We start from the raw sequence: 17,705 nt of genomic DNA, 5'->3' as shown, positions 1-17,705 counted from the left end.
GGGGGACTTGAACCCCCACGCCCGATAAAGGGCACTAGCACCTCAAGCTAGCGCGTCTGCCATTCCGCCACCCGGACCAGGTGACCGCCCCGGTTTCCCGCGGCGACATGGACAACAATAGCAGCAGTTCGGCGTGGTTCCGACCAGGTATTTCGGCGGCGGGGTGCTCCCTGACCTGCGGGCATGCCTCCCGGGCGGGGCGGCATGCCCCGGGGGTCACGGGCAGGCGATGACCTGGCCGGCGTACGAGAGGTTGCCGCCGAAGCCGAAGAGGAGGACCGGGGCGCCCGACGGGATCTCGCCGCGCTGCACCAGCTTCGACAGCGCCATCGGGATGCTGGCCGCCGAGGTGTTCCCCGAGTCGACGACGTCCCGGGCGACGACCGCGTTCACCGCGCCGATCTTCCGGGCCAGCGGCTCGATGATCCGCAGGTTGGCCTGGTGCAGCACCACACCCGCCAGCTCCTCCGGGGTGATCCCCGACCTCTCGCACACCTCGCGGGCCAGCGCGGGCAGCCGGCCCGTCGTCCATCGGTACACGGCCTGGCCCTCCTGGGCGAAGACCGGGGGAGTGCCCTCGATGCGGACGGCGTGGCCCATTTCCGGGACGGAGCCCCACAGGACCGGCCCGATGCCCGGCTCGGGGCTCGCCTCGACGACCGCCGCGCCCGCCCCGTCGCCCGTCAGGACGCAGGTCGTGCGGTCGGTCCAGTCCGTGATCGCGGTCATCTTGTCCGCGCCGATCACCAGGGCGCGCCGCGCGGACCCGGCGCGGATCGCGTGGTCCGCCGCCGCCAGGGCGTGCGTGAAGCCCGAGCAGACCACGTTGATGTCCATCACCGCGGGCCCGCCGCCCATGCCCAGCTTGGCCGCGACCCGTGCGGCCGTGTTCGGGGAGCGGTCGATGGCCGTGGACGTGGCCACCAGGACGAGGTCGACGTCGTCCGGGACGAGGCCCGCGCCGGCGAGGGCCTTGCCCGCCGCGTGGAAGGCCAGCTCGTCCACCGGCTCGTCGTCCCCCGCTATGTGCCGGGTCTTGATGCCGACGCGCGAGCGGATCCACTCGTCGCTGGTGTCGACCATGGCCGCCAGGTCCTCGTTGGTGAGCACTCCGGCAGGCTGGTAGTGCCCCAGCGCCACCACGCGTGAACCGGTCATGGGCGCGAATCCCCCTCGTACGGCAGTCAGGATCACCCAGCTTGACCGGCTACCGGTCGGTACGGGTGCGAGGGTTCCCACAGGATTACCGCCCGGGAATTTGGAGATTCCACAGCCTCCGCCCGATCCGGGACAATGGGCCCGACAGGTGTACGACGACAGTGCACGGGCGGCGAGGACGGGCGGGCTGAACACCATGGGACGGGTCACCGAGCGCCGCCGCGTCGTCAGGGTCCGGGGCGGCCTCGCCGGAGCGCGCCCCGACACGCTCGTCGCGGAGGAGCCGCTGGAGATCCGCCTGAACGGCAAGCCGCTCGCGATCACCATGCGCACCCCCGGCGACGACTTCGCCCTCGCCGTCGGCTTCCTCGTCAGCGAAGGCGTCGTGGGCGCCGCGGACGACGTACGGGCCGTCACGTACTGCGAGGGCGCCACCGAGGACGGCTCCAACACGTACAACGTCGTGAACGTGCAGCTCGCCCCGGGCGTGGCCCTGCCGGACATCACGCTCGAACGGAACGTGTACACGACGTCCTCCTGCGGCCTGTGCGGCAAGGCCAGCCTGGACGCCGTCCGCACGGCGACCCGCTTCCCGCCCGCCGCCGACCCCGTCCGCCTTCCCGTCGGCCTCGTCGGCGAACTGCCCGACCGGCTGCGCGCCGCCCAGAAGGTCTTCGACCGTACCGGCGGGCTCCACGCCGCCGGCCTGTTCTCGGCGAGCGGCGAGCTGCTCGACGTCCGCGAGGACGTCGGCCGGCACAACGCCGTCGACAAGATCATCGGCCGGGCCGTGCAGGCCGGGCGGCTGCCGCTGGCGGGATCGGTGCTGCTCGTCTCCGGCCGGGCTTCATTCGAACTCGCCCAGAAGGCCGTCATGGCCGGCATCCCCGTCCTCGCGGCCGTCTCGGCGCCGTCCTCACTGGCCGTCGACCTCGCCCAGGAGGCGGGGCTCACCCTGATCGGCTTCCTGCGCGGAGGGGACATGAACATCTACGCGGGCGAGGAGCGCATCGAGCTTCCCGCCGAGGTCGACTAGCGGCTCCGTCGCGACCTGCCGCCCCGGCCGCCGGACGCCGGTTTCGGCTCCGGCGGCTCGATGCGGTGCAGGTCCAGCGTCGCCGGCAGCGGGGCCACGCCCGGGCCGCCCGCCTCCGCCCAGGCGATGACCTCGTCCGTCGCCGTGTCGTCCAGCGCCCACCCGAACCACGCCGCGCGGGCGCCCCGCCGCCGCGCCTCCGTCGCGGGCTGCACCACGACGACGTTGGCCTGCGCGCACGGGCCCAGGCAGTCGCTCGTCCGTACGGCGATACGCCCGCCGGAGGCCGCGGCCGCCTCCTGGAGCCGGGCCAGCTGGCCGACGTGGTCGGTCCCCGGGTTCTTGCGCGGGTCCCCGCAGCAGCAGCCGCGGCAGACGACGAGGGTGCAGGGGCGTTCGGCACGGGCGCCGAGCGGGCGTATCCAGGTCACCACCGAACGTTAACGGCCCCCGCCCGCACGGGCGTCCGCAGCCGGGGGAGACCTCCGCCACACCCCGCAGGCCCCGTCACGGACGCGCACCCGCCGCCGCGACGGCCGCCCCGGCCCCGGCCTCCTCCTCCGGGTCCCGGGCGCGGCGGCGCGCCAGCACGGCGCACACCATCAGCTGCATCTGGTGGAACAGCATCAACGGCAGCACCGCCAGGCTCGCCTGCGCCCCGAACAGCACGCTCGCCATCGGCAGCCCCGCCGCCAGACTCTTCTTCGACCCGGCGAACTGGATCGCGATCCGGTCCGCCCTCCCGAACCCGAGCCGCTTCGCCCCGTACCAGGTCACCAGCAGCATCACCCCGAGCAGTACGGCCTCCACCGCGAGCAGGGCCCCCAGCCGCACCACCCCGACGCGGTGCCAGACCCCGGCGGCGACGCCCGCGCTGAACGCCGCGTACACCACCAGCAGTATCGATCCGCGGTCCACGAACCCCAGGGCCGCCCGGTGCCGGGTGACGAAGCCGCCGATCCGCGGGCGCAGGGCCTGCCCGAGCAGGAACGGCACCAGCAGCTGGAGCGCGATCCGCACCGGCGCGTCCGCGGAGAACCCGCCCACGGTGCCGCCGACCAGCACGGCGGCCAGCAGCGGCGTGAGGACCATCCCGGCGAGGCTGGAGAAGGAGCCCGCGCAGATCGCCGCGGGCACGTTCCCCCGGGCGATCGACGTGAACGCGATCGACGACTGGATGGTGGACGGGACCGCGCACAGGAACAGCAGCCCCCCGTACAGCGGCGGCGTCAGCAGCCACGGCACCAGCCCGCGGGCCGCCAGGCCCAGCACCGGGAACAGCACGAAGGTGCAGGCCAGCACCGTCAGGTGGAGCCGCCAGTGCCGCAGCCCGTCCAGCGCCTCGCGGGTGGACAGGCGCGCCCCGTAGAGGAAGAACAGCAGCGCGACGGCGGCGGTGGCAGCGCCCTGCGCGAGGCTCGCGGCCGTCCCGCGGGCAGGGAGCAGGGAGGCGAGGGCGACGGTGCCGAGCAGGGCCAGTACGTACGGGTCCAGCGGCAGCCGGGCGGGCAGTCGGAGGCGGCGGGGCATGGGCGGGGCTCACTTGCGGTCGATGGCGGGCGGGCGGGCTGGGCCGGTGGCGACGGCGCCCCCTCATATCGTCGGCCCGCACCGCTCATCGGGAAACCCGTACACCGCACTGACTGCCATCGCGCTGCATGATGGCCGTGGGACGATGGGCGCCATGTACGACCCGGTGCAGCTGCGCACGTTCCTCACGGTGGCCCAGACGCTGAGCTTCACGCAGGCCGCCGGCCGGCTGGGGGTGCGGCAGTCCACGGTCAGCCAGCACGTGCGGCGGCTGGAGGAGGCGACGGGCCGGCCGCTGTTCCTGCGGGACACGCACCGCGTGGAGCTGACGGAGGACGGCGAGGCGATGCTCGGATTCGCCCGGACCATCCTGGAGGCGCACGAGCGGGCGGCGGCCTGGTTCACCGGCACCCGGCTGCGGGGCCGGCTGCGGTTCGGGGCGTCGGAGGACTTCGTCCTGACCCGGCTGCCGGAGATCCTGGAGGCCTTCCGGCACCAGCACCCGGAGGTCGACCTGGAGCTGTCGGTGGAGCTGTCGGGGACGCTGCACGAACGGCTCGACGCGGGCCGCCTGGACCTGGTCCTGGCGAAGCGGCGCGGGCCCGAGGACGAGCGGGGCCGGCTGGTGTGGCGGGACCGGATGGTGTGGATCGGTGCCGAGGGGCTCCGCGTGGACCCGGACCGGCCGGTTCCGCTGATCGTGTTCCCGCCGCCGGGCATCACCCGGGCGCGGGCGCTGGAGGTGCTGGAGCGGAACGGCCGGGCCTGGCGCATCGCCTGTACGAGCGGCAGCCTGAGCGGCCTGGTCGCCGCGGCGCGCGCCGGGCTGGGCGTGATGGCGCACACCCGCGGGCTGGTCCCACCGGGCCTCACCCGCGTATCCGGGCTGCCGGACCTCGGCTCCGTGGAGTTCGCCCTGCTCCGCGGACCGCGTGTCTCGCCCGCCGCGGAGGCACTGGCCGCGGCGGTGCTGTCGGGCGCGGACCGGCTGACACGGGCGGGCTGAGACGCCCGGGGCGACCCCGCACCGGGGGACGTACGCGCCGCGGCCGGCGGGTGCACCCGCCGGCCAGCGGCCGCGGCCGGGCCCGTGGCGGGCGGCGGAGGCGTGTGCCGGGGGGGCATTCCGAGGGGCTCGGCCCGCAGCAGCGCGGTGCAGGACCCGGCCGCCGCGGCCAAAGGCGTGCGCCGGGGCGGCCAACCCCGGCGGCCCCCGCCCGCGCCCCGCCTCACGTGCCCAGGACCACCAACCCGCCGCGCGTTCGCAGGCTGCCCGGGGTCAGCGGTGCGAACGTGCGGGGGAGGGCCAGGCGGGGCGGGCCGCCGTCCGGGCCGGCTTCGAACAGGTAGGCCGCCTCCGCCGCCGGGTCGCTGACCAGGTGCGGTCCGGCCGCTGCGGCCGCGGCGGCCCCGACCAGCGGCGTGCGGAAGAGGCTGCGCAGGTGCCGCAGCGTTTCCGCAGTGACCCGGGTCGGCTGCGGCGCCGCGGCGGGATCGGGGCGGGTGACCCGCCCGCCGTCGCCGCCCCGCCCGGGGCACGTCGTGCGCCCGGCGGCCGGGCCGGTGTGCCCCGACGTCCCGGACGGCTCCGCCCCCGAACCGTCCGCGGGCGGGTCCCCACCCGCCGGGTCCGCCCCGTCGCCGTCCGTCGCCGCGTCAGGCGGGATGGCGCCGGAGAGCAGCAGGGCCAGCAGGACCGGGACGGCCTTGCGGCGCAGCGCGGCCGTGGCCTCGTGCAGCCGGTGGGCGTGCGACGCGGGCAGCGACAGCGCGAGGCTCCCCGCGGCGGCTCCTGCCGCGATGGGGACGGCCGAGCACACCACCCCGGGCGAGTATTCGCGCAGGTCGAACACCGGCGCCCCGGGCGCCACCGCGTCCAGCGCGGAGAACAGCGCCCGGCTGTCGGTGATCGTCCGCGGGGTGAGCCGGGCCGGCCGGTGCCGGGCGACGTGGTCGCGCCGCCCGTCGGGGTCCAGCTGCGTCAGCAGGCACTTGCCCACCGCGCTGGCGTGTGCGGCCGCGGTGAAGTCCACCCACTCCCGCACCGGCGGCGCGGCCGGTCCGTCGGCCATCTGGGTGATCCTGACTTCGCCGTCCGCGTACCGGCTCAGGTAGACGGCCGCCCCGGCGCTGTCCCGCGCCAGCGACAGCGTGCGCTGGAGCTGCCCCGCCAGCCCGCCCGTGCCGGGCGCGGCGAGCCGGTCCAGGGCGGGCCCCCGCGCGTACACGCCCGCGCCGGGCCGGTACGCGTACTCCTCCTCGCAGAGCATCGCCAGCAGCGGGGCGAGTTCCGGCTCGGCGAGGGCGGCCTCCCGGGCGAGCTGGGAGGCCCGTACGCCCAGGGGGTGCTTCTCCAGGACCCGTACGACGGCCAGTGCGCGCCGCGCCTCGGCGAGCGCCTCGCCCGTACCCGTACGCCCGCCCCCGGCCCCGCTGCCGGCGGCCGGCCCGGACCCGGCCCGGGCCGGGACGGGCCCGACCCCGGCGGGGGCCTCCGCCGTGCCCCCGTCCCCGGTCCGGCCGTCCCCGCCCCCGCTGCCGGATCCGGCCGCGGGGCCGCCCGCCGCCGGAACCGGTGCCCGGAACACCTCCAGCACAGCCGGCAGACCCGGCCGCGGGAGCGGCACCGGCCCCAGGTCGGGGTCGTCGAGCTGGTCGACGTAGCGCAGCACGGCCGCCTGCGCGCACAGCGTGACCTCGCGGAGGTCCCGGCGGCCGCCGGGGCGGAAGCCGCGCCGGACCAGCTCGCGCGCCCAGACGCCGGCGTCGTGGTGCTCGCCGCGCCGGGAGTGGTCCAGGAACAGGCAGTACGCGGCGGGCGCGGTCCCTGCCCGCCCGGAGCCGGCCGCGTACTGCCACCAGAACCGCGCCCCGTCGCGGAGCCCCGCCAGGTGCAGCAGGCAGCCGAAGACGGCGGCGCCGGCCAGGTCGGTGTGCGCCGTCCGCAGGAACGACGCCAGCTGCGCCCCGGCGCGCGGGGAGCAGACCGCCTCCAGGCAGGCGGCCTTGAGGTCGCGCCGTGCCCGCTCGGCGTCCAGCGGGTGGTCCCGGCCCGGGTCGCTCCAGCCGTACGCGCGGCGCCGTACGGCCGGGGCGGCGCCCTTGCGGCGGGCGGTGCGCAGCAGGCGGGCTTCGGCGGCGCCGAGGTCGTAGTGGGGGTAGCGGTCGCGGACGCCCGCCCGGGCCAGGAACTCGGTCAGCGGGCGGCGGGCGGCGTCGTCGCCGTACGGCTGCCCCTGCTCGCCCCGCGTCATGATCCGGCGGAGGCGTCGAGCAGGCGGGCGAGCCGCCGGTGCGCCTGGCCGAGCTGCGAGCGGACGGTGGCCTCGTCGACGCCCATCACGGAGGCGGCCTCGCGGGGGGTGCACTGGAGGCCGTAGCGCAGCAGTACGGCGTCGCGCTGGCGTTCGGCGAGGCGGGAGACGGCGGAGTAGAAGCGGATGGTGTCGGCCAGGACCGCGTACCGGTCGGCGTGGGCCTCCTTGAGGGCGGCTTCGAAGGCCGTGACGTGCATGGGCTCGGGCCCGGTGCTGCTTGCCCGCTGCCGGTCGACGAGGCGCTGTTTGAGGATGGTCCAGGCGTAGGCGTCGAGCCGGTCCATGTGCAGCATCCGCAGCCACTCGTGCATGATCGAGTCGAACGTCGCGTCCACCGCGTCCTCGGCAGCCGCGTCGGAGCCCAGCTGCAAGTACGCGAAACGCATGTACGAGGGCCTCCGGTTGGCGTGGAACGCCCAGTACGACAAGCGTGCCGTCGGGTTCCACTGGCTCATGGGTGTGGGCCGCCGCCGTCGGCTGGGCAGTCCCACGGCCCCACCGGACTCCTCTGGTCCGCCATCGCTCACCGCTCCACCTCACCTCATGCCGCGTGCGCGGCTCAGAGTGGCAGCGCGGGCGTGCGCCGGTGCGTGGATCGATGAAGCTGGAGCATTACGTTCGGTGATGATCAGTAGCTGACGGTTTTCGATCGCACCCGGCTCCAGCGGGTACGTACGCATATGCCGGACGCCACCCCGCCCTCCGTTTCCGTCCCGCGCGAGCGCCGTCCGCTCCCGCGGCCGCCCCGCGGACGGCGGTCGGACGCGCCCACCTCCGCCTGTAGCATGACCCCATGGCGAGGGCCGTGACGCTGAGGTCACTTCCCTCGCTTTTGCATTAAGCCCACCCGAGAGAAATGCGGGCGCGTGCCCATTCGGCGGTTCGATACGATGAACCGGATCACAATCCGTCACGGCACGTCGCAACCGCATATATGAAATGGAGCATCCGAGGATGGCTCGACACCTGATCACCAGCGCGCTTCCCTACATCAACGGGATCAAGCACCTGGGCAACATGGTCGGGTCGATGCTTCCGGCGGATGTGTACGCCCGGTACCTCCGCCAGCGCGGCCACGACGTCCTCTACATCTGCGCCACCGACGAGCACGGCACCCCCGCCGAGCTCGCCGCCAAGGAGGCGGGCCTGTCCGTCGCCGAGTTCTGCGCCCAGGCCCACGACGCGCAGAAGGCCGTGTACGACGGCTTCGAGCTGTCCTTCGACTACTTCGGACGCAGCTCCTCCGAGCAGAACCGCGAGATCACCCAGCACTTCGCCCGGCAGCTCCACGCCAACGGCTTCATCGAGGAGCGCGCCATCCGGCAGGTGTACTCGCCGGTCGACGGCCGCTTCCTCCCCGACCGCTACGTCGAGGGCACCTGCCCGCACTGCGGCTACGACAAGGCCCGCGGCGACCAGTGCGAGAACTGCACCCGCGTCCTGGACCCGACCGACCTGATCGAGCCCCGCTCGGCGATCTCCGGCTCCACCGACCTCGAAGTCCGCGAGACCAAGCACCTCTTCCTGCTGCAGTCCGAGCTCCAGCAGGAGGTCGAGCAGTGGGTCGCCCGGCACGAGGAGGAGTGGCCGCAGCTGGCGTCCTCCATCGCCCGCAAGTGGCTGACCGAGGGCCTGCACGACCGCGCCATCACCCGCGACCTCGACTGGGGCGTCCCGGTCCCCGCGGACACCTGGCCGGACCTGGCCGCCGAGGGCAAGGTCTTCTACGTCTGGTTCGACGCGCCCGTCGAGTACATCGGCGCCACCAAGGAGTGGGCGGACCTCGACCCGGCCGCCCGCGACTGGAAGTCCTGGTGGTACGAGGCCGCCGACGTCCGCTACACCCAGTTCATGGCCAAGGACAACGTCCCGTTCCACACGGTGATGTTCCCCGCCACCGAGCTCGGCGTCCGCGAGCCCTGGAAGATGGTCGACTACGTCAAGGCCTTCAACTGGCTGACCTACTACGGCGGCAAGTTCTCCACCTCGCAGAAGCGCGGCGTCTTCACCGACCAGGCGCTGGAGATCCTCCCCGCCGACTACTGGCGCTACTTCCTCATCGCCAACGCGCCCGAGTCCGACGACTCGTCCTTCACGTGGGAGCACTTCACCGCCACGGTCAACAAGGACCTCGCCGACACCCTCGGCAACTTCGTCAACCGCGTGCTGTCCTTCTCCCGCAAGCGCTTCGGCGACGAGGTCCCCGCGGGCAAGGACGCCGGCGAGGCCGAGACCCGGCTCGGCGCCCAGATCGCCGAGCTGCTGGCCGAGTACGAGGGCCACATGGACGCGCTCCAGTTCCGCAAGGCCGCGGCCGCCCTGCGCGCCCTGTGGTCGGCCGGCAACTCCTACCTGGAGGAGAAGGCCCCCTGGCTGGAGATCAAGACCGACCCGGAGGGCGCGGCCCTCACGCTGCGCACCGCGATGAACCTCATCCACCTCTACTCGGTGGTCTCCGAGCCGTTCATCCCGGCGTCGGCGCGGGCGATGCGCTCGGCGTTCCAGCTGGCCGACGACAACGCCGTCTGGATCACGCAGGAGCACGCCAAGGCCCTGGACGCGGTCCCGGCCGGCACCCCGTTCACCGTTCCCCCGGTGCTCTTCGCGAAGATCACCGAGGAGGACCTGGAGGCGTACCGGGAGCGCTTCGGCGGCGTCGAGGCGGCCTGACCCGGCCCGGCACACCCTGCTCCCACGAGGGCGGCACCCGTCCCGGTGCCGCCCTCGGCGGCTTCCACCGGTCCTCCACCCGGCGGCTCGGCCCGCCCGCACGGCAGCGCGCCGCCCGTCGACGCCCGACCTGCACTGCTGGGCGCAGCGACCGGCCCGACACCGGACTGCGTTCGTTCACGCTGCCCCGCCGCAACCGACGGCGACACCCTGCCCGGGCCCGCGGGGGCGGACCCGCAGCGGTAGGGGAAACCCGACCGCAGAGCCTCGACCTGACCGTGCAGACCGGACCGGGTCCGCGCCGCTGGAATGGGCGCATGATCCCCTCCCTCGCCGGGCGCCCCGGCGCACGCACCGTGCTCTGGCTGCTCGCGGCCGCCTGGGCGCTGGCCTTCCCCCTCTTCTCCACCCTCGGCCCCCACCGCACCTGGGGCTGGTGCGCCGCGGCCGGCTACCTCGCCGCTGCCGCGCTCACCGCCCGCAGCCCCCGGGCCGCAGTCGCCGCCGCCCTCACGGGAGCCGTCGCCGTCCCCCTCGCCTGGCTCGTCCTGACCGGCCGGGGCCAGTCCGAGGTCACGGTCGTCGCCCGCTCCGGCCGACTGCTCCTCGACACCGGCCGCCTCTACGTGGAGGACCCCGCCGGCGTCGACGCGTACACCCCCTATCTGCCCGGCATGGCCCTCTTCGGCGTCCCGCAGGCGCTGCTGGGCCGGGCCGGCGACCCCCGCATCTGGTGCGCGGCCGCCTTCTTCGCCGCGCTGTGGGGTGCAGCCCGGCTCTCCGGCGCCTCGCGGCTCTCCGGCGCCTCGCGGCTCTCCGGCGCCTCCCGCCCCGCATGGCTGCCCGTGCTGACCGCCTCCCCGGTCGTGGCCCTGCCCCTGGCCGTCAGCGGCATCGACCTGCCCCTCGCCGGGCTGTGCTGCCTCGCCCTGGCCGCGGCCGGGGCCGGCCGGCCCGTCCTCACCGGGGCCGCCCTCGCAGCGGCCTGCGCCCTGAAGTGGACGGCGCTGCCCGCCGTCGCCGTCGCCGCGGCCCTGCTCGCCGCCCGCGCGGGACGGCGTACGGCGGTGCGCGCAGTCCTGGCTGCCGCCGCCTGCACCGCTCTGCTGGTGCTGCCCGGCGCCCTGCTCCAGCCGGGGGAGATGTGGCGGCAGGTGTTCCTCTTCCCGACCGGCCGGGCCGACGTACCGACCCCGGCGAGCAGCCCGCTCCCCGGCCGGCTGCTCGCCGACCTCGTCCCCGGCGGCTGGGCCCTCGCCGCCGCCCTGCTCCTCCTGGCCGGCCTCGCTGTCGCCGCCTCCCTCGCGGTCCGCCCGCCGCGGACCGCCGCCGAGGCCGCGGACCGCCTCGCCCTCGGCCTGGCACTGGCCTTCCTGCTGGCCCCGGCGGGCCGCTTCGGCTACCTGGCCCTGCCGGTACTCCTCGTCGTGTGGGCCCGTACGACCGCCCGGCCGGCGCGGACCCCCCGCATCGTCGCCCGCTCCCGGCACCTGCCGGTGCCCTCGGGCCGCACCGGGCGGTGACGGGTCAGCCGGCGGCCGCGCCCCGCAAGTGCGCCAGGACCGCGAGAACGCGCCGGTTGCCCTCCACAGGGTCGAGGTCCAGCTTGGTGAAGATGCTGCTCGCATGCTTGACGACGGCCGCCTCGGTGACGAACAGCCGCGCCGCCACCGCCTGGTTGTTCAGCCCCTCCGCGATCAGCGCGAGCACCTCCCGCTCGCGCGGCGTCAGCCGGGCCAGCGGATGGCCGCCGGGACGGTGGGCGAGCAGGACGCGCACCACCTCCGGGTCGATCACCGTCTGCCCCGCTGCCACCCGCTCCAGGGCGTCCAGGAACTCGTCGACCTCGCCGACCCGGTCCTTCAGCAGGTAGCCGAGCCCGCCCGCCGACCCCGGAGCCCCGCTGAACAGGCGGGCCGCATACGCGGTCGCCACGTACTGCGACAGCACCAGGACCGGCAGCGCCGGATCCCCGGACCGCAGTTCCAGCGCGGCCCGCAGCCCCTCGTCCCGGTGGTCGGGCGGCATCCGCACGTCCGTGACGACCACGTCCGGCCGCTCCGCCGCAACCGCCCTCAGCAGCCCCTCCGCATCGCCGACGGCCGCGACCACCTGGTGCCCGCTGCGGCTCAGCACCTCCGCGAGACCCGCCCGCAGCAGGACGGAGTCCTCGGCCAGGATCAGCCGGAGCACGGCACCTCCACACGCAGTTCGGTCGGCCCGCCCACCGGACTCGACACCGTCAGTCTCCCCCGCAGTACCGCCAACCGGTCGGCCAGCCCCGCCAAACCGGCACCAGCCTCCGGATCCGCGCCGCCCCGGCCGTCGTCGCACACCGACAGCGACAGCACCCCGGAGTCGACCCGGCCCCACACCCGCACCTGCGAGGCACCGCTGTGCTTGGCGGCATTCGCCAGCGCCTCCGCCACCGTGAAGTAGGCCGTCGCCTCCACCGGACCCGGCAGCCGCGGTACGCCGCCCAAATCCACTGCCACCGGCACGGGATGACGCAGCGCCACCTCCGCCACCGCGGCCGCCAGCCCGTGGTCGGTCAGCACCCGCGGATGGATTCCGCGCACCAGCTCCCGCAACTGCGCCAGAGCCAGCTTCGCCTCCTGACGCCCCCGCCCCACCAGTTCCGCCGCGCGCGCCGCCTCCGGCACGCCCCGCAGCTCCCGCTCGGCCAGCCCCAGCGTCATGCTGAGCGCCACCAGCTGCTGCTGCGCGCCGTCGTGCAGGTCCCGCTCGATACGCCGCCGCTCGGCCTCGAACGCCTCCACCAAGCGAACCCGGGACCGGGTCAGCTCCACCACCTGAGGATCCTCCGCACGCGGCCCGAGCAGCATCCGCGCCGTCTTCACCTGCGCGACCGCCAACAGCCCGCCCGCATACGCGGCCGCCACCAGCCCCGCCAGACCGACAGCCGTACCGGCGAGCCCCTCCCAGGGGCTCGACACCGCCCGACCGGGGATCAGCATCACCGTGTCCGGGGCGATCGCCCACACGATCACGGGAACCGCCACCAGGATCAGCGAGAACGCCAGCAGCACCAACACCCCGAACCCGGCCGCTCCGAACACCGGCCCCAGCAGCGCCACATACGCCAACTCCCGCCGGGTCGCCCGCTCCCGCAGCCGGGACCACAGCCACGCCCCGGGGTTGCCGCCGGCGACCGGGGGATGGGGATCCGGAACCGGAACCGGCTCCACCCACCGCAGCCGCCACCGCTCGAAGCGCCCCAACGGCACCGCGGCGACCACCGTGCACACCAGCAGCAGCAGCCCCACCCCGGCGACCGCGGTGACCACTCCGAGGAAGACGAGCAGCCCGAGCACGAGGAGCACCGCGTACCCCACGACGGCACCGCCGACCGCGTGGGCCCAGCAGCGCCACGGCCACCACGACAGCAGGAAGCGCCCCGGCCGCCGCAACATCGCCCACACGGCCGGCGGCGGGTCCAGGGGCACGGGCACGGCATCCGGCAAGGGGCCGAAACGGGACATGCCGACCACCCTAGTCGAGCTCCCCGCGAGGCCCCGGGGCAGGGGCGGAGGCGCCGGCGCAACGTCACACGGCGACTTGGCGGCAGTACTTGCGCAATTGCCGGTACGGCCATGCCCGGAACAGGCCGACCTGCCACCTTAGAAGGCCCCCGGGAGGTCGGGGGCCTTCGCTGCCTGCATCTGACACGGACGGGGGCGGCTCATCCGTTCTGCGTGGAGGGGAGCTACTTGAGGTTGAGGGTTTGGTTTTCCGTGGTGCCGGCCGGCCTCGTGATGGAGAAGCTCTTGCTGTACGTGTGCGCCTGTCCGTCACTGTCCTCGCAGTTGACCGTGGCGTTGGCCGTCAGGCCCTTGCCCTTCGGGATGTTCGTGAAGGTGACCGAGTACGTCTCCGTCACGTCCTCGCCCGAGAGATCGGCCGTCTTGGCGGACCTGCCCTTCGGGGTGATCGACACCTGGGTCACCGTTGTGTCCTCGAACCGCTCGCAGCTCGCGGTGCCGCCGACCTTGACCCTGCTGGAGGCCGGGTTGGCTTCGGCGGTGCCGGCAGCTGCCACGGGAACGGCGGCTGCCAACGAGGCCGCGGCGAGGGCGGAGGCGAACCTTCTTGTCTTGCTGCTGTAATTCCGCATTTCGTGCTCCACTCGTCTGCTTCGGCCCGCGCTGAGCGTGAAGAAGGACATCGAAGTGGCTGGCCGCCGCGCCGGGCACGGCGTCGAATCGCCTCATGCGGGGTGCCGTCGCTTGGATTGGTGCGCCTGTCGATCCGGCCGTACCCACGCCCCTCGTACGGGGCCGGTGGTGCCGTGCATGGAATGGCGCGGAGTGCGTTCGGCCAGTGCGTTCCGGCTCCGGCGTCGGTCGGCCTGCGTACCGGATGCGACTGCTGCGACCGCGGCTCCTTCAACTCGACCGTATCGAGCCTGCTGTGGTGTGTCCACTTTTGGCCTAGCTTCTGTCCCTTTGGTTGGCGTCGAGCCCAGACGAGGATGCCGGCGGGGTGGAGTGCGGCCTGGCAGGGCGATGGCGAGCTGGTCGGTTCGTGTGGCCGGACACGCTCCAGCCGTCCGACCGGCCCCCCGCCCGGTAGTCCGCCGCGTACTCCCTCACGAACGCCGCCATGGCCACCACCGTGCCCCGCAGCTCCGACAGCAGCACCCGCTCGTTCGGGGCGTGCGCCTTGCACATGCTGTCCTGCGCCCCGAACAGCAGCACCTCGGCCTGCGGCGCGGCCGCGGCCAGCGCGCGCACCAGCGGCATCGAACCGCCCGAGGCGACGGGCGTGGCCGCCGTGCCCCACGCCTCCTTCAGCGCCGTCAGCGCCGCCCGGTACGCGGGCCCGCCCGTCCGCGCCTCGAAACCGGGGCCGGCGGCGCCCGGGACCACCGTCAGCGGGACCCCGAACGGCCGCTGCGCCCGCAGGTGCCGTACGAGCGCGTCCTGCGCCTCGACCGGATCCTGCCGCGGATGGAACCGCAGGTCCAGACGGGCCCGCGCGTACGGCACCACCGACGACGAGGCGCCGTCGACGGCCGGCGCATCGAGCCCGACGACGGTCACCGCGGGCCCGCTCCACAGCCGTTCGCCGAGCGTTCCGGTGCCCTGCAGCGGCAGCCCGTCGTGCACCGCGGCCAGGTCGCGGAACTCCTCCTCCGCGCACCCGGCCTCCGGCTCGTGCCACGGCTCGCGCCGCAGACCGGGCACGGCGACGTCGCCGTTCGCGTCGTGCAGGGTCGACAGCGCGTGCAGCAGCACCAGCAGGGCGTCCGGGGCCGCACCGCCGAACTCGCCGCTGTGGAGCGGCTCGGCCAGCGTCCGCACCTCCACCGCCACCTCGGCGGTCCCGCGCAGCCCCGTCGTCAGCGTGGGCGTCCCCGGCCGCAGGCCGCCGACATCCGCGATCACCACCGCATCGCAGGCGAAGCGCTCCGGGTCGGCCCGCAGGTAGTCGGGGAAGGCACTGCCGTACTCCTCCTGTCCCTCCACCACCAGCCTGATCCCGACCGGCGGGCGGCCCCCGTACAGCCGCAGCATGCCCACGTACGCGATCAGGTTCGCCTTGTCGTCGGCGATGCCCCGCGCCCGCAGCCCGCCCGGCACGGGCGTCGGCTCGAACGGCGGCGAGCGCCACAGCGCCGGGTCGCCCGCCGGCTGCACGTCGTAGTGCCCGTACAGCAGCACCGTCGGGGCGTCCGGCTCCGGCGGCGGCACCTCCGCGTACACCACCGGCGCCGTGTCCGGCAGGTCCAGCCGCTCCACCACCGGCACGCCGGCGTCCCGCAGCAGCGAGGCGACCAGGTCGTGCGCCTCCCGCACCGGTTCCGGCGGATGCCCGGGGAACGCCACGGAGGGGATCGCCGCGAGCCGTACGAGGTCCGCCTGCAGCCCGTCCATCAGGGCGTCGACCGCGGCCTCCAGGCCGTGCCCGCCCGCCCCGCCGTCCCCGAACTCCGCTTCCACCGCCACCGTCCCTGTCTGCCGGCCGACCGACACCTCGCCGACCTGCGGCAATTCGCTGCTCCGATCATGGGGCGGCCCGGCGCGCACCGCCGCGGCGTACTGGGCCGGCCGGGTGACCCCCCGCCACGTCCGCCGGAGGCCGCCCGCGGAGGCGTCCGGGAACGGGCCTTACCCCGTGAGGGGATCCCGGGGCCCGAGGGCGTGTCGTGACACGGCCGTGATCGTTTCTTCTGCCGACACCCCCACATCCCCCAGCGGAACGGAGGCCGCGGTGACCGCTTGGCAGTACCTCGCCGGAGCAGGCCTGGCGGCGGCCCTCAGTCCGCTGCACGCCCACGTCGCCTACGCGTACGACGACCCGGCCGCCACCCCCGACGAGCCCCCCGCACCGACCGCCCCCGAGCACCCCTCGGCTCAGGCCGCCCCCGCCGCCTGCCAACCGGCCCCGCTTCCGGCGCCGCAGCCCCCGGCCCCGCCCGTCGCCCCGCCACCCCCGCCCGGACCGCCCCCCGCGGTCCGGCCGCCCGTCCTCGACCCCGTCCCGGCCGCGCCCACCGTGCACCACCCCGGGCACGGCCCCGCCGCCACAGTCCCCTCCGCGCCCCCGCCGCCGGCCGCGGCGAAGGCCCTGCCCGCGCCTCCGGAGCCCCCGGCACCCGCACCGGATCCCGCGCCCCCGCCGCCCGCAGCGACCGCCCCGCCCCCGCCGACAGCGGTGGCCGCGCAGACGACCGCCTTCCGGGTGCGCCCGTACCGCTCACACGCGGCGCCTCCGCGCGAGGCGGGAAACCTGTCCACCGTGATGATCATGGCCGTCGTGACCACCCCGGCGGTACTCGCCGCGGCCGCCCTGCGACCGCGCTCGAAGGGGCGCGGCTGACGCCCGGCGTCCGCGCCCCACCAACCGACCCGACTACCCGACTACCCGACGGGAGAACCCCTCGTGTCCGAATGGCTGGTCCTGGCCACCGCCATGGTGCTCGTCTGCGCCCTCGTCTTCGCCTTCACCGCGCTCCGGCACCGCCGGGTCTCCCCGGACGAGGACACCAGCGAAACGCCGAACGTCATCGAGTACATGACCATGATGGTCGGCGTGGTCTACGCGATCGTCCTCGGCCTCGCCATCGCGGGCGTCTGGGAGGCGCGCGGCGCCGCCGAGGACAGCGTGCGCCGCGAGGCGCAGGCGCTGTACGAGGTCAGCCAGCGCGCCGACGTCTACCCGGCGGCCGTCCGGGACCGCATCCGCGGCGAGGTGGACGCGTACGTCGCCCACACCGTCGCCGTCGACTGGCCGAAGCTGACCGCGGGCGAGAACGCGTCCGCCGAAGGCGGCGAGCTGCTGGCGAAACTGCGCAGCGACGTCACCCACCAGAGCCCCACGACCGAACTCCAGGCCCAGGCCTACCAGCCGCTGCTGGACCACATCGCAACGGCCGACGACGCCCGCCACTCGCGCGTCCAGAGCGACGAGTCGACCCTGCCGAACGTGGTGTGGTTCGGCCTCCTGACGGGCGGCGTCGTCACGATCGGCCTGATCTTCACCCTCCAGATTCGCCGCTCGAGCCGCGAACTCCTGCTGGCCGGCATGTTCACCGCCCTGATCGTCTTCCTGCTGTTCCTGGTCTGGAGCTTCGACGCCCCGTACGGCCGCGAGGGAATCGACTCGGCGAGCCCGTTCCAGGAACTGTTCCCCCGAGCGGCGGCGATGGCGGCGAAGGCGTGAGGGGGGAAGGACGGGAGTTGCGGACTCGGGGCGGAGGGAGACGGCGGGGGTGAGGGTTGGCTGGGAGCCGGGCGGTCGGGGTCGGGGGGTGAGGGCGGGATGGGGGTTGGGGAAGCCGATGGGTCGGGGTCGGGGAGGCGGCGGGGGGTGCGGGGTGGCCGGTGGCCGATGGATCGGGTCGGGGAGGCGGCGGGGGTGCGGGGTGGCCAGTAGCCGATCGGTCGGGATCAGGGAGGGTGCTGGGGGTGTCCCCGGCAGTTGATGGTGTCCGGGGCGGGCCGGTCCCTCAAGGGCGCTCCCTTTCGGTC

The 17,705-nt window shown here is 74.9% G+C and carries 14 protein-coding genes and 1 pseudogene; 6 read left to right on the top strand and 9 right to left on the bottom strand.

Annotated elements, in window-relative coordinates; all coding sequences use genetic code 11:
- Nucleotides 1-216 precede the first annotated feature (216 nt).
- Entirely contained in the window at nucleotides 217-1,158 is a 942-nt protein-coding gene (locus IE170_RS20740; protein WP_189810930.1) for a beta-ketoacyl-ACP synthase III, read from the bottom strand.
- 196 nt (nucleotides 1,159-1,354) lie between these two features.
- On the opposite strand from IE170_RS20740, the gene fdhD reads away from it, so the two are divergent.
- Complete coding sequence (gene fdhD / locus IE170_RS20735) at nucleotides 1,355-2,194, top strand: formate dehydrogenase accessory sulfurtransferase FdhD (RefSeq protein WP_189811044.1); 840 nt, start codon at nucleotides 1,355-1,357, stop codon at nucleotides 2,192-2,194.
- On the opposite strand, the gene IE170_RS20730 is transcribed toward fdhD, so the two are convergent.
- Both IE170_RS20730 and IE170_RS20725 read right to left on the bottom strand, forming a co-directional pair.
- Nucleotides 2,191-2,625, bottom strand: a complete 435-nt coding sequence (locus IE170_RS20730) for a (2Fe-2S) ferredoxin domain-containing protein (protein ID WP_189810929.1) — start codon at nucleotides 2,623-2,625, stop codon at nucleotides 2,191-2,193. The genes fdhD and IE170_RS20730 overlap by 4 nt on opposite strands.
- Nucleotides 2,626-2,701: 76 nt before the next feature.
- The gene (locus IE170_RS20725; RefSeq protein WP_189810928.1) at nucleotides 2,702-3,724 is read right to left on the bottom strand and encodes a bile acid:sodium symporter family protein; all 1,023 of its coding nucleotides are present in this window, start codon (nucleotides 3,722-3,724) and stop codon (nucleotides 2,702-2,704) included.
- A gap of 154 nt (nucleotides 3,725-3,878) precedes the next feature.
- Here IE170_RS20725 and IE170_RS20720 point away from each other — a divergent pair, with 154 nt between their 5' ends.
- On the top strand, nucleotides 3,879-4,730 hold the full coding sequence (locus IE170_RS20720; RefSeq protein ID WP_189810927.1) for a LysR substrate-binding domain-containing protein: 852 nt from the start codon (nucleotides 3,879-3,881) through the stop codon (nucleotides 4,728-4,730).
- 670 nt (nucleotides 4,731-5,400) lie between these two features.
- Here the strand turns inward: IE170_RS20720 and IE170_RS32790 are convergent.
- Together IE170_RS32790 and IE170_RS20710 are read right to left on the bottom strand one after the other, a co-directional pair.
- A pseudogene (locus IE170_RS32790) lies at nucleotides 5,401-6,099 on the bottom strand (IclR family transcriptional regulator domain-containing protein); the annotation flags it as partial.
- An 875-nt stretch (nucleotides 6,100-6,974) separates the two neighbouring features.
- Nucleotides 6,975-7,427 carry an RNA polymerase sigma factor gene (locus IE170_RS20710; protein WP_223855883.1) on the bottom strand — a complete coding sequence of 151 codons (453 nt, stop codon included), beginning with the start codon at nucleotides 7,425-7,427 and terminating at the stop codon, nucleotides 6,975-6,977.
- Nucleotides 7,428-7,995: 568 nt separating this feature from the next.
- On the opposite strand from IE170_RS20710, the gene metG reads away from it, so the two are divergent.
- Nucleotides 7,996-9,711 carry a methionine--tRNA ligase gene (gene metG / locus IE170_RS20705; RefSeq protein ID WP_189810925.1) on the top strand — a complete coding sequence of 572 codons (1,716 nt, stop codon included), beginning with the start codon at nucleotides 7,996-7,998 and terminating at the stop codon, nucleotides 9,709-9,711.
- Nucleotides 9,712-10,028: 317 nt separating this feature from the next.
- Nucleotides 10,029-11,234: a glycosyltransferase 87 family protein gene (locus IE170_RS20700; RefSeq protein ID WP_189810924.1), complete on the top strand. Its 1,206-nt coding sequence runs from the start codon at nucleotides 10,029-10,031 to the stop codon at nucleotides 11,232-11,234.
- 4 nt (nucleotides 11,235-11,238) lie between these two features.
- On the opposite strand, the gene IE170_RS20695 is transcribed toward IE170_RS20700, so the two are convergent.
- From IE170_RS20695 to IE170_RS20680, 4 genes are all read right to left on the bottom strand, one after another.
- On the bottom strand, nucleotides 11,239-11,904 hold the full coding sequence (locus IE170_RS20695; protein WP_189810923.1) for a response regulator transcription factor: 666 nt from the start codon (nucleotides 11,902-11,904) through the stop codon (nucleotides 11,239-11,241).
- On the bottom strand, nucleotides 11,892-13,214 hold the full coding sequence (locus IE170_RS20690) for a sensor histidine kinase (RefSeq protein WP_189810922.1): 1,323 nt from the start codon (nucleotides 13,212-13,214) through the stop codon (nucleotides 11,892-11,894). The genes IE170_RS20695 and IE170_RS20690 overlap by 13 nt, the downstream gene beginning before the upstream one ends.
- 224 nt (nucleotides 13,215-13,438) lie before the next feature.
- Complete coding sequence (locus IE170_RS20685; protein WP_189810921.1) at nucleotides 13,439-13,771, bottom strand: hypothetical protein; 333 nt, start codon at nucleotides 13,769-13,771, stop codon at nucleotides 13,439-13,441.
- Nucleotides 13,772-14,162: 391 nt separating this feature from the next.
- Nucleotides 14,163-15,680, bottom strand: coding sequence for a M20/M25/M40 family metallo-hydrolase (locus tag IE170_RS20680; protein WP_268255660.1), 1,518 nt, complete (start codon nucleotides 15,678-15,680; stop codon nucleotides 14,163-14,165).
- Nucleotides 15,681-15,945: 265 nt separating this feature from the next.
- Here IE170_RS20680 and IE170_RS20675 point away from each other — a divergent pair, with 265 nt between their 5' ends.
- Complete coding sequence (locus IE170_RS20675; RefSeq protein ID WP_189810920.1) at nucleotides 15,946-16,554, top strand: hypothetical protein; 609 nt, start codon at nucleotides 15,946-15,948, stop codon at nucleotides 16,552-16,554.
- A gap of 63 nt (nucleotides 16,555-16,617) precedes the next feature.
- Nucleotides 16,618-17,397 (top strand): bestrophin-like domain, encoded by a 780-nt coding sequence (locus IE170_RS20670; RefSeq protein WP_189810919.1) that lies wholly within the window; start codon nucleotides 16,618-16,620, stop codon nucleotides 17,395-17,397.
- Nucleotides 17,398-17,705: the final 308 nt, after the last annotated feature.

This window comes from Streptomyces toxytricini, from assembly GCF_014649915.1.
Taxonomy (GTDB): Bacteria; Actinomycetota; Actinomycetes; order Streptomycetales; family Streptomycetaceae; genus Streptomyces; species Streptomyces toxytricini.
Note: the sequence above shows the minus strand (reverse complement) of the source record. Positions and strands in the feature narration are given on the sequence as shown.